This is a genomic window from Aminobacter anthyllidis (genome assembly GCF_018555685.1).
Taxonomy (GTDB): domain Bacteria; phylum Pseudomonadota; class Alphaproteobacteria; order Rhizobiales; family Rhizobiaceae; genus Aminobacter; species Aminobacter anthyllidis.
This window is the reverse complement of sequence record NZ_JAFLWW010000011.1, coordinates 30,857-41,911: the sequence shown is the minus strand read 5'-3', so window position 1 is coordinate 41,911 and position 11,055 is coordinate 30,857. Positions and strand designations below refer to the sequence as shown.

Annotated in this window: 11 protein-coding genes and 2 pseudogenes; 8 read left to right on the top strand and 5 right to left on the bottom strand. The window is 58.6% G+C overall.

Going from position 1 to position 11,055, the window contains the following annotated elements; all coding sequences use genetic code 11:
- Nucleotides 1-50: 50 nt before the first annotated feature.
- A complete protein-coding gene (locus J1C56_RS27440) occupies nt 51-221 on the top strand; it encodes a hypothetical protein (protein WP_214393171.1) in 171 nt (56 codons plus the stop codon).
- A 592-nt stretch (nt 222-813) separates the two neighbouring features.
- On the opposite strand, the gene J1C56_RS27435 is transcribed toward J1C56_RS27440, so the two are convergent.
- Nucleotides 814-1,026 carry a cold-shock protein gene (locus tag J1C56_RS27435; RefSeq protein WP_214393170.1) on the bottom strand — a complete coding sequence of 71 codons (213 nt, stop codon included), beginning with the start codon at nt 1,024-1,026 and terminating at the stop codon, nt 814-816.
- 392 nt (nt 1,027-1,418) lie between these two features.
- On the opposite strand from J1C56_RS27435, the gene J1C56_RS27430 reads away from it, so the two are divergent.
- Entirely contained in the window at nt 1,419-2,144 is a 726-nt protein-coding gene (locus J1C56_RS27430; protein ID WP_338001513.1) for a DUF2270 domain-containing protein, read from the top strand.
- Nucleotides 2,137-2,304, top strand: a complete 168-nt coding sequence (locus J1C56_RS27425; RefSeq protein WP_214393169.1) for a hypothetical protein — start codon at nt 2,137-2,139, stop codon at nt 2,302-2,304. The genes J1C56_RS27430 and J1C56_RS27425 overlap by 8 nt, the downstream gene beginning before the upstream one ends.
- A gap of 119 nt (nt 2,305-2,423) precedes the next feature.
- Here J1C56_RS27425 and J1C56_RS27420 read toward each other — a convergent pair whose 3' ends face one another.
- Together J1C56_RS27420 and J1C56_RS27415 are read right to left on the bottom strand one after the other, a co-directional pair.
- A complete protein-coding gene (locus J1C56_RS27420; protein WP_214393168.1) occupies nt 2,424-3,119 on the bottom strand; it encodes an outer membrane protein in 696 nt (231 codons plus the stop codon).
- 1,055 nt (nt 3,120-4,174) lie between these two features.
- Entirely contained in the window at nt 4,175-5,197 is a 1,023-nt protein-coding gene (locus tag J1C56_RS27415; protein ID WP_214393167.1) for an IS110 family RNA-guided transposase, read from the bottom strand.
- A 140-nt stretch (nt 5,198-5,337) separates the two neighbouring features.
- Between J1C56_RS27415 and J1C56_RS27410 the strand changes: the two are divergent.
- Nucleotides 5,338-6,079, top strand: a pseudogene (locus J1C56_RS27410) (type IV secretory system conjugative DNA transfer family protein); the annotation flags it as partial.
- A gap of 4 nt (nt 6,080-6,083) precedes the next feature.
- A pseudogene (locus tag J1C56_RS27405) lies at nt 6,084-6,544 on the top strand (ribbon-helix-helix protein, CopG family).
- 276 nt (nt 6,545-6,820) lie between these two features.
- Here J1C56_RS27405 and J1C56_RS27400 read toward each other — a convergent pair.
- Nucleotides 6,821-7,045, bottom strand: coding sequence for a hypothetical protein (locus tag J1C56_RS27400; RefSeq protein ID WP_214393166.1), 225 nt, complete (start codon nt 7,043-7,045; stop codon nt 6,821-6,823).
- Between the two features lie 710 nt (nt 7,046-7,755).
- Nucleotides 7,756-8,784 carry a PRC-barrel domain-containing protein gene (locus J1C56_RS27395; protein ID WP_246592018.1) on the bottom strand — a complete coding sequence of 343 codons (1,029 nt, stop codon included), beginning with the start codon at nt 8,782-8,784 and terminating at the stop codon, nt 7,756-7,758.
- A gap of 23 nt (nt 8,785-8,807) precedes the next feature.
- Between J1C56_RS27395 and J1C56_RS27390 the strand changes: the two genes are divergently transcribed.
- From J1C56_RS27390 to J1C56_RS27380, 3 genes are all read left to right on the top strand, one after another.
- Nucleotides 8,808-9,080, top strand: a complete 273-nt coding sequence (locus J1C56_RS27390; protein ID WP_214393165.1) for a glycine zipper domain-containing protein — start codon at nt 8,808-8,810, stop codon at nt 9,078-9,080.
- 170 nt (nt 9,081-9,250) lie between these two features.
- Nucleotides 9,251-9,454 carry a CsbD family protein gene (locus tag J1C56_RS27385; protein WP_214393164.1) on the top strand — a complete coding sequence of 68 codons (204 nt, stop codon included), beginning with the start codon at nt 9,251-9,253 and terminating at the stop codon, nt 9,452-9,454.
- A gap of 343 nt (nt 9,455-9,797) precedes the next feature.
- Nucleotides 9,798-10,217 (top strand): hypothetical protein, encoded by a 420-nt coding sequence (locus J1C56_RS27380; RefSeq protein WP_214393163.1) that lies wholly within the window; start codon nt 9,798-9,800, stop codon nt 10,215-10,217.
- Nucleotides 10,218-11,055 lie beyond the last annotated feature (838 nt).

Genomic DNA, 11,055 nt, shown 5'->3' with positions numbered 1-11,055 from the left:
AACTTGCCGCGCTTGAGACGGTTTGCGCGGTTCTGCTGGGAGAGCTTGCATTGCTACACGACAACCCAACACAGAAGCTGGAGATGTTGGCGGCCAACCTCCGTCAGGTGGCAAGCCAAGTTTCGGAGGAGCGTGGTTCCTTAGCGTTTGCAACTACCATTGATGAGGTCTGCGACTTAGCTGAGGAAGCGCTGGTCACCGAATACGACGAGTTGAGCTAAACCGCAGGCCAATCATTACTGGTACCTCGGTCAGAGTGAAGGGCGCGACAAGCACAAAGTTATTCTCGCCAGACTGGCTCGCGGAGGATCCTGATCGACACCAGGCGCCTATGGCGTAATGGGATGACATAACGCCGCCATGAGAGCGACGTTCCGATTGCCCCTTAACGCTTCCGGTTACGATGTACCTTTTCCACCTCTTCCCGGGGGCTCGTGTTCTGAACGTCGCCATTGGGATTTGGCGCTGGATCGTCTCGCGTGTCCCTCGGTGGCTTATGCTTGGGATAGGGCTGGTTGGGGACCTTGGGATCGGGCGGGTTGGGATTGGGCGCCTTGTTTGGATTGGCTGGTTTGGTCATTGTTGCGAGCTCCTTTGGTGGAACAATCCGCGACTTCACTTGATGGTTCCACCATAGGAGACGGCTACCCCCCGCCGTGGGTTCAGCTTGGCCGAGGCGCGGTTCGCCAGGCGACAGACATTGCGACTGACCCGGTTGTCGCGCTCGCTCGTCGAACGCGCACAAGTACAGTCGTAACCAACCCTCGGTATCTTGGTATCTTAATGTCTATCCGCCGGCTGCACGAGCAACAATCAGTCTGCTTTGCTGAGATTTCCGGCAGACGACTTGCCGGTCCGGCGGTCCTGCTCGATATCGTACTGAATCTTCTGGCCATCCACGAGGGTGGAAAGTCCAGCACGTTCGACTGCGGAAATATGGACGAAAACGTCCTGACCACCGTCATCGGGCTGGATAAAGCCAAAACCCTTTGTGCTGTTAAACCATTTCACGGTCCCAGTCGGCATGCGCGTAATCCTTCACAATGAGTTCCATTTGGCTCAGCCGCGTGGCCAAACCGGTGGTGGCGCACTGGATAGAGGCAGCAAATGCGGAAAACAGCAAGGCATGATCCGACGTGATGGTGGCTGCTCGAGCAGGCGGAACAGGTAGCAAGCTCGCGGTGAATGGGCAGAGCCTCAGCTATCATGGGAACTGAATATGCCTACTCCTGATGACAATGCACATCATTCGCCCTGGCGCCTTACCGGAGCAGCCCCCGAATTGACGCGACTGCCGCCAATACCCGGGGCGCATGAAGCGTGCGCGCTTCGCGCCGTGCCGAGGCCCGGAACTTGCAGGGCCAGCCGGTGTGGGCCTTGTTGCCGGTTGGATCAATTTGGCGCAGAAAAGCGTTGTCATGAACATGTTGCGACCGCCGTTTGGCGAAAATGCAACGGACTGCGAGACATCGATGTTGGACCTCCCCAGATCGTCGGCTGAAAATACGAGCATACTCATCCATTACTACCGCGGTGAGATCGCAAGGATGTCGAGCTGGAGGGCTCGCCTGGACCAGACCAGCAATTGGGCAATTACTGTAACTGCGGCGATGCTTTCGGTGTCGTTGTCTACCCCGACCGCCCACCACGGCGTGCTCTTGTTTGCAATGCTGTTGATAGCACTCCTGCTTTTGATCGAAGCGCGCCGTTACCGGTTTTTCGACGTCTACAGAACGCGCGTGAGGCTCCTGGAACGGCACTACTTTGCACGGCTCTTCTCTGGTAGCAGTCAGGCCGAGCAGCAGGAGTGGCACCTTGCCTTGGCGGACAGCCTGAGGAAACCAACCTTCAGGATCACGCAACTGCAAGCCGCTGCCCGTCGTCTCAGGCGCAACTACGGTTGGATGTTCCTGATCCTGTTGTTTGCGTGGCTTCTGAAAATCTCCTCAGCCATGCTGCAACCGGCCGGCGCTGAGGTCGATGCGCAAGCCCCGTATGTGGATATCATTGCCAGCGCGCAGCTAGGGCCTCTGCCAGGTGCTGTGGTTTTGGCTGCCGTGGGCTGCTTACACCTCTTGCTTTTGTGGATTGGCTGGCAAGATCCGCGATATGACGAGGCAATGGAGGGCTCGGTACATGTATGACCGCGACACTGTCGCCTATAATCGCATCCTCGATGCGCTGGAGATCCACGTCTTCGAAAGCGGGCACCAGCTTTTGGAGACCCATCACAGAGAATGCGCGGCTCTTGTGAGTAGCTTCATGCTCGATGTGGAGGCGGCGCGCCTCAAAACCTCCAGGTGACGGCACATGCTGCGCTTCATGTGTTGCTTTTGCGGTTCGTCGCTTAAGCCTGCGAAAGCTGGCCGAACGGCCAAACCCCGGCTCGAAGGCCGGGGTTCGGGAGCATCAGACTGATACCGTCAGAATTTGTAGCTAAGACCGATCCGCACTGCATGGAACTGCGGATCATGATCGTAGGTATTGCCGGGGAATGCCACCGTGGACAGGTTCGAAACACCGCCGAAGTCGGTGTAGCGATACTCAAGTCGCGCAGTCATGTTGTCTGTGAATGCGTACTCGACGCCAGCACCAACAGTCCAGCCAGCTTTCGTTTCATCGAAGCTCTCGAAGGTCGTTTCGTCCTGGACGTAGGTGTATTCAAGATTGGCGAAGGCCAAGCCTGCGGTGCCGTAGATCAACAGACGTTCAGTCGGCACATAGCCGACACGGGCCCTCAATGAGCCTTGCCAGTTCATATCAAAGTCGGTGCCATCTGGCCCTGCTATCCGATACCCGCCGTCTGTAGTCGAAAACTCGAAGTCGGCCTCGGCGCCGTAGACTATTTGGCCGCTTTGCCAATTGTAGCCAACGTGCAAACCGCCAATGAATCCATCCGAATCCAGGTCTTCGTCAAGACCTGTCGGCACCCCGCCAGCGCTCTCGAAGGTGTGGTCCCTGCCCCATTGCCAACCACCTTGAATGCCGATGTACCCGCCAGTCCAAACGAACCCTGCGGGGAGAACTTCCGGGGTGGGTTCAAGCACGACCGCATCGGCTGCCGAAGCAAGGCTGGAAAGCCCGAGCATGAACACCGGAGTTAGAAGCAATCTTTTCACGACAGTGCTCCATTCTGATCCCGCCCATTAGGAAATTAGCACATAAGCGAAAAAATCATAGAAAACGCGCGTGCTCGGGGAGCTTATTTCCATGGTGCCGTGATGGAAATACAACAAATGCTTACGGCGGGCCGACACCTAACACATCCGCGCGGCGGTAGGAGGTTCGTTCGAGCTGTCGTCTGCTTTCGGTAGGGTCCATCGCGAAAGTGGAGCACGAGACGTTCGGCGCGTGGACGCATAGTATAGGCTTCGGAGGCTGCAAAGCTGCAGTCGCCCCGCGAGGTGCATCTCGGCGAATACGCAGCTCGGCTGAAAGAACTGGCATTCGCGAGTTGCGCTCTGGCCAAGTCAAAACACGCTGGCGTTGCTTGACGTTGCGTTAGCTGCGTCTAATTTTCCTTGCAGGCTCCTGCCGCCCCCCCAAGGCAACCCACGAGCCTAGCGCCAGCTGCGGCTTACCCCACCCCGCCCAGCTGCAGTTGGCGCGCCCTCCAACGACGTCAATCGCTTGGTAAGTCGCATCCGAGTGCGCCGGGCGCGTGGTTGGGCGCTCTTAGCAACGCGCTGGTTTGTTTGATAATCGGAGACGACGTCCGGGCGGTAAGCATACGTGGGCACCGCCAGCGTTTGCCGCATTGCAGCGCCTCACCGGCGTCGTACCCTGACATTTCAGCCTATCAGCGACCGTATCCAAAACCTGCCAGTCGGATTTCCACCCCACTTGAAGTCTACGGGAATCCTTTTCCTCGATCTTGCAACGGATTCGTTCCGGCAAGGTCGGGGCCATGTATGGACGGCTCTCCGTTGGCAAGGGGTTCGTTCGGCTTTTGCAGTCGCTGGTTGGTGCGGCCATGTATCCGACTTGTAGATGCGGCCTTTCATGTGCCGCTGGCCATAATGCCATTCGCGCGGCTCAGGTCCCGATCGTAAGCTCGCACTCTAGGTGCACGGCCCCAGTGGGTTCTCCTGATCCGGCGGTTTCAACCGGCTTTGTGCATTAGCTCCTGTCCGCCCTTTCCAACCTCATCGGCGATCACGCGCCTTGTTTCATTCTATGCGATGACCGGCTCCCGGTAGCGCTCGCCGCCTGTCATCAAGGCCCAGACCATGCGGGCCGTCTTGTTCGCCAGCGCAACCGCCGCGACCTTGGTCGTTCGTCGTGCCATCAACTGCACGAGCCATGGCCTCCTGGTCCCATTCCGCTCAGCGTAGCGGATGACCGCCATTGCGCCGACGACGAGCAACTGGCGCAGGTAGCGATTCCCGGCTTTGGAGATGCTGCCGAGCTTCTCCTTGCCCCCGCTCGAGTTCTGCTTGGGAACGAGTCCGATCCAGGCCGACAGGCATCGCCCCGACTTGAATGCGTGTGGATCGGCGACGGTCGCGACGAACGCACTCGCCAGCAGCGGGCCGACGCCGGGGATCTCCATCAATCTGCGGCCAAGATCCGTCTCTCGCGCACTCGCGCGGACCCGACGATCGTTCTCGAGGATCTGTTCCTTCACGACTTTGAGCTGAGCCTCCAGCATCCGCAGGCAAAGCCGTGCGTCAGCGGGTATCCTGGCGTCATGCTCGTCGTTGATGACCACGAGCAGTTGCTCGATGCCATTCCGCCCGATCGGCGCCACGACGCCGAACTCGGACAGGTGCGCCCGCAACGCGTTCGATATCTGAGTGCGCTGGCGGTTGAGCATCAACCGGACCCGGTGCAGCATCATCACGCTTTGCTGCTCCGGCGACTTCACCGGCACGAAGCGCATCGTGGGCCGGGTCACCGCCTCGCATATCGCTTCTGCGTCTGCAGCGTCGTTCTTTTGCCGCTTCAGATATGGTTTCACATACTGCGCCGGCAGTAGCCGCACATCGTGGCCAAGGGAGATGAGCTCACGAGCCCAATAGTGCGACGAGCTGCACGCCTCGATACCGACCAGGCATCGCGGCAAGCTCTTGAAGAATGTCAGCACGCGCCCACGCGTAAGCTTTCTGCGAACGGCAACCTCATCAGCCGCATCCACGCCGTGGACCTGAAACACGGACTTCGCAATATCCAGACCGATCGTCGTCACGTTGCTCATCATAGCGCTCCTCCAGCTCTAGTCCCGCGATCATACCGCAGCGAGGGAGGAGAGCCGTCCACCGCATCAAGAGCGGACTAGCTTCTTTCGGCTGGATGATTGTAAAAGTGGACCTTCAGTTCCACTCCAAGATGGTCTCAGTCGACTTCTTCGAGTCCGCGCTTGCCTTCATGGCTGGCTACGGCATCAAGAGCTTTCTCATCGCCCAGTCGCTCAACCAGATCGAAAGGGCCTACGGCGCCAACAACTCGATCCTCGACAATTGCCACGTGCGTGTGAGCTTCGCGACCAATGACGAGCGGACAGCCAAACGCGTGTCCGATGCTCTCGGCACTGCCACCGAAATGAAGGCGATGAAGAACTATGCCGGCCACAGGCTCTCGTCCATGGCTTGGGCACCTGATGGTCTCGCGTTCAGAAACGGCGCGCCCCCTCCTTACCCCCGGCGAGGTCATGCAACTTCCACCGGCGGACGAAATTGTGATGATCGCAGGCACTCCGCCGATCCGGGCAAAGAAAGCGCGCTACTATGAGGATGCACGCTTTCGCGAGCGTGTCATGCAGCCGCCGGATCCGACCAAATTGGGCAAGATCCGTCGTAGCGATAGCTGATCTAAAGTGCTGCCGCAGAAACCCGATCCAGTACCGGCAGCCGCTGAAGTGCCAGACAGCGCCAATGCCGGCCTGCGCCGCCAACCGGAGCTTCCCAAACATGTGGCTATCGCAAAGGAAACCGCGGACCAAAAGCCGGCCGAGGAGTTCGCGCATATCCTCGACGACGAGCCGGAGGAGACCGCTCGCCAGCGTCATGCATTGCGGCGCCAGATAACTGGTCTTGCGCGCCAGGTCGCACTCGACCCGGCCGATGGGATGGAGCTCTAAGGCCATGCGCGACCGCCTCAACTTGACCCTGCCGGTGGAGCTTATCGGGCGCATCAATGAGCTTGCCGCCCGCAAGAAATTGCCAGGTCCGCCATAGTGGAGGCGGCGGTCAGTTCATTCCTGTCGCCCGACCACGCTGATGCGCGCGAAGCAGCCTTCGCACGCCGGCTCGACCGACTGTCGAGGCAGGTCCAGCGGATGGAGCGCGATCTTGGCGTCACCGCGGAAAAACTCGCCCTTTTTGTGCGCTTCTGGTTGTCGATCACCCCGCCACTCGCGCCGGAGGCGCAAGCCGCGGCTCAAGCCAAAGGCCGCGAGCGTTTCGACGGCTTCGTCCAAACGCTCGGCAAGCGGCTTCAGAAAGGTCAGAATTTTCTGCGAGAGATTCCCGATGATGTTGAACAACGTGACACGACGGAACCAGATCATGTACATCATGACCGCGAGGGAAACCTGCACAGATAGGTGTCTGACCGCTGCCTAATGCCGACTGGAGGTTCGCGTACCGAGAAAGGCTTCGCTGATTGTCGGATCGGCAGCCTCCACGGGCAATGGCAGATGCCGGGATAGAGCTCCGGCAACGCCGGTAGCGCGGACACCAGTCATGCGCGAAATGCGCCTAAGCGCCCGGAGCTCCTAGCGGAGCGTTTCGGCATCATTGAATGGGTCGGTCGGCATCGTCTTGGCCAACTGCAAAGACAGCGTCAGCCACGGTATCGCTGTACCGTTAACACCAGCAAATCAAGGCAATCCCTCATCGAAATCAACCGCCACGCCGGCATCAAGCGCGGCATTTGTAACCAGGTCGGCCAACTCATTATCCGACTTGTGGGACCGGGGGAGCGCGGCGCGCAACGCACGGATCGCCTTCTTCATCGAAATTGATTGGTGCCGGCCCTTTTGCGCTTCAACGTACATTGCCGCGACAGCTTCGGGCGCGTGGGTTTTGTGAACTTTGGGATACATGCCAACCTCCCCTTGTCCGCCCATTTAACCGCGCAAATGCAACAGCTGAAATACAAAATAACGAAAGCCCCGCCGGACTACCCAACGGGGCTTTCGAGGGCGTGGGGAAAGGGCTCAAGCCACGCCCCTCCTCCTCGTGAGGAAATACCTGGGTAAGGTCCTTGCCTGTGACAGAGGTTGATCCGGCAATAAAAAGAGGCCCACCTTCCGGCGGGCCCGTATCCGGAAAAGAACTAACGGCTACGTTCGGTTGTACAATCCGCTAACCCAAATTGCGAAGACCTGCCGGAGGGCGATCGCAGCAGGTCTCGCTGCTGCGCCAGACGGTTTTCAAGTCGTTGCCTTGCGCTCCGGCAACAAACGCTGCGAGACTGCCGTCGTTCCATAGCCCCACTGCCTTCGCCCCAAACGTCGGCCTGGAACGATGCGGTTTTTGCCCGTTTAAGCGGCTGGTGTCTACAAATCCGCTTCTTAACAAAATGCCGAACACCCCTTCTCATGTCTTCGCGGTGGGCCAAGCAGTCAGCTATAGGTCTCTGGCCGGATTATCGCCCGGCACGCCCGTCAAACAGGGGATCGGTCGACAGGAGTGCCGTCCAATCCCCGCGTCCTTCAGGTAGCGTAGTGCTGGGCAGGCACCATCACGCGTGGCAGTGTCCCGAAAGCTTCCCTCAAAAAATTCCCGAAACCGAACGCCGGGCCCTCAACGATCAGTTTCGCAGTATCAGGCGCTGCTCTTCACGTTTCTCAGCGTAGGTCGCTTTGTCATAGGCCGGCTGCGCCTCAAGCTGTTCCTTGGTGAAATTGGTATAGAGGTAGCGCTTGTTGTCAGCGTCGGCCATGAAAGCGAGGTTATCCAAGGCAACCGCCACCTCTTTCTCCCCGATGCCCAGGAAACCACCGACGTCGATGATGATGGAATCGACCTTGTTGTCCGCACCGAGGATCACATCGCCGATTTCGCCGACGTGCTCGTCATTCGCCCCGTAGACCGTGGTACCAACCAATTCTTCTGCTCGTATTTCGCCCGCAGGCATTTCCTTTAATGTGGACTTGTCGACGGGCTTGGCACTCGTGTCAGTTGCAGCTGGAGAGGAAGTAGTGGGAGCGGTCGCAGCGGTTCCTTTGGGAACGAATGCCGTTCGGTCAAATGCCGGCAGCGCTGTTAGCTCTTCTTTGGTTGCAGGAACCACGATCCATCGATCTGCGTCCTTTTCCGCCCAGTCGATCTTATCATAGGCGAGCGCCACATCCTTTTCGCCAATGCCTAAGAAACCGCCGACGCCGATGACAATGGATGCGAGCTTGCCATCCTTGTCGAATACCAAGTCATTCACGTCGCCAATCTTTTCGGCATTGTCCCCGGTGCCATTATACACATTCTCCCCGATGAGATTGGTGGCGAGGTGGCCCTCTGCAGGCACGACCTGCTGGATCGACGGCGTTGCAGGGTCTGCTGGAGCAGGCTGGGTCTGGGCAAAAGCACCGCTCACAACCATTGTCGTCAGTGCCGTGGTGGCAATGAGATGGCGGATCATGTTGTTCTCCATCGTTGGGGGCAAAACGCGAGCAATCAAAACGGATTTCGGCTCACATCGTTCCTGAGCGCTTTCCGAACCTTGACCGGAATTTTGTTGTCGCTGGGCGAGGCCAGTTTGTTCCCAGACGATCTGCGGCTGGACGTAGCGGTGCTCGATGGATCGAATTGGGCTGCCGATCGTTCTAATGCGGCCCGGCAATTCAACTTTTCGGAGTGACGACAATGAGGAAAGTGCTTTTCAGTCTTGCGCTTTTGGTACCCCTTACGGCCTGCTCCCAGACGGAGCAGGGAGCAGTGATCGGCGGTGTTGGTGGCGCGGCAGTCGGCAGCGCCGTTGCCTCCCCCGGAAACCGGACCGAGGGCGCCCTCGTTGGCGGCGCCGTAGGTGCCGTCGCTGGTGCGCTGATCGGCAGGGCAAACGAGCCTAACCGCTGCCGCTATCGCGACAGTTACGGCCGAACCTACATTGCTGAATGCCCGCGCGGCTACTACTGACCGCCTAGCCGCCAGGGATACCCAGGTAACTTGTTCAACCGTAACCGCGGGCGGACTCGAAGTGCGCGAGGCAGCCCGCGACTGCCCTTAAGAAAGTAGCCGATCATTGTGAAACCTCTTGGGCGCTGCCTCGTTGGGTGGAAGTCGAACCACAGCCCAAGGAGGCGAAAATGGACTGGAATCGTGTCGAAGGGAACTGGAAGCAGATTAAGGGTAAAGTAAAAGAGCAGTGGGGAAGGCTTACCGACGATGACCTTGATGTCATCGCGGGGAAACGAGATCAACTAGAAGGAAAGATTCAGGATCGCTACGGCCTTGAAAAGGATCGCGTCCGTACAGAAATCGATGAATGGTATAAGCGACAAGGATGGTAACGAACGCTTACCAACTTTAGGTCCTCCGGACACCGTCTGTCCGGAGGACGGTGATCTTTCGAGCGCCCTCCGCTTGCAAATACGCCGATTGACCGTTCGGCATATCCAGAAACAGATTGGTTGATCCTAGGCGGCTCGCGTCAGGGCCACCTTTTCAGCTTTCTACATACGGGGTTCCAACAGTTCAAACAACGACCCTGTTCCAGCTCTTTGGCCTGACGTATTTTCGGCACCGACGGCGGAATTTCCATCAGGGCCGTCGAGTTCTGAGAACCGAACAGCCTTGCCGCCTTGCGGCAGCGCTATAGTTTTTGCATCTTAGAACAAACTAATGGAGGCAGCGATGAAGCATCACAGCATCGAACAACTGCAAGCCTTAGCCGACGTCCAACCACTTAGCCCATGCCTCCCGATGACGCGCACCGAGCGTCTCGAGCGGTGGGCTCGACTGCTGAAAGAGCAACCGGACCGTCGCCTAGGCACGCTTCCTGGCACCGAACATACCCAAGCCGCCGAACGGCTGAAAATGCATGTACCGGGTTCGCCCATCACCGTTGCATTCGAAGACCCAGCCTTCCGGGTAGCGGGCCTCGGCGACGACAGCTACGGCGAGGCCAAGCGCTTCTTCGGGCTATCCGACTGGCAACTACACAACATTGTCTGCCATTGTCATCTCGGCGATTCGATCAGAGGTGCCAGCGCCGCCCGCCGCGTGCGCGCCGCGATCGGGTTGTGGCCGCGAATCCGCGCTTTTTTCGCCTGAAGGGGTGTGAAGACCAGCAAAGGTCGTCCCAGACGCCTAAGCGACAGGGGCGACTACCTTCCTGATACGCCCTTCTGCTACTGGAACACACCGCCTGTGCTGCCCTGCTTTCGAGTTCCGCCAGAAGCTGATCCCAGGTGCCGAGATATTTGCCTTCCCAGCGCTACGCCTTCTAGAGCCAAATCGAAAAGGTTTGCGGAGCCCTAGAGTTGAGAATGCCGACGATCTGGTCGATCTCCTGAACCTCCGAGATGCATACGCGGCATTCTCACACGGTGATCCAGGGCTTGAGCCTCAGAAGTCCCATCAGGCCACTTCCCGGCACGCTCGCTGTTGAGCCCCGATCCCGGCAAAAGTAGCGTTGGCATACAGCACGATTGTTTTAGTGTTGCATCGCCTGGCGGCAAGATAGAGGAGACTGCCGATCAGCGGCATCCTATCAGCATGGCTGGCGCTTAGCGCCGCCGCCTGTCAGATCGGGGCGGGCAGAAATCTGTTCCCAACATTTGGACCCCGCGCTAAACTCACCCTATGGCCCATCAGCGGTATGACCTGAGGAAGGAACTCGACGGGACCTGGACGGTGTTCGATGTGTTCACCGGGTGGGCCGCTGAGGTTAATGGAAGGCCGGCCAAACAGCTCGATGCTCAGGATGCGGACGAACTGGTCGATCTGCTAAACTATCAAGATGCAAAGCGTAGGGGTACGCTGAAGCAACGCTAACAGCCAAGCACCGCTGTACAACGCATCTTCAAAGTCGGACCCCAGAGCCTCGTCGTTTTGTCGTGCGACCGCCTAAAGTTGTGACTTGATGATGCCAAGCCCCTCCCTGACAAGG

Excerpts from the sequence above, each read along its gene's own strand:
- J1C56_RS27435 (WP_214393170.1), bottom strand. The coding sequence starts at position 1,026 with ATGCCGACTGGGACCGTGAAATGGTTTAACAGCACAAAGGGTTTTGGC.
- J1C56_RS27430 (WP_338001513.1), top strand. The coding sequence starts at position 1,419 with ATGAACATGTTGCGACCGCCGTTTGGCGAAAATGCAACGGACTGCGAG.
- J1C56_RS27425 (WP_214393169.1), top strand. The coding sequence starts at position 2,137 with ATGTATGACCGCGACACTGTCGCCTATAATCGCATCCTCGATGCGCTG.
- J1C56_RS27415 (WP_214393167.1), bottom strand. The coding sequence starts at position 5,197 with ATGAGCAACGTGACGACGATCGGTCTGGATATTGCGAAGTCCGTGTTT.
- J1C56_RS27400 (WP_214393166.1), bottom strand. The coding sequence starts at position 7,045 with ATGTATCCCAAAGTTCACAAAACCCACGCGCCCGAAGCTGTCGCGGCA.
- J1C56_RS27390 (WP_214393165.1), top strand. The coding sequence starts at position 8,808 with ATGAGGAAAGTGCTTTTCAGTCTTGCGCTTTTGGTACCCCTTACGGCC.
- J1C56_RS27385 (WP_214393164.1), top strand. The coding sequence starts at position 9,251 with ATGGACTGGAATCGTGTCGAAGGGAACTGGAAGCAGATTAAGGGTAAA.
- J1C56_RS27380 (WP_214393163.1), top strand. The coding sequence starts at position 9,798 with ATGAAGCATCACAGCATCGAACAACTGCAAGCCTTAGCCGACGTCCAA.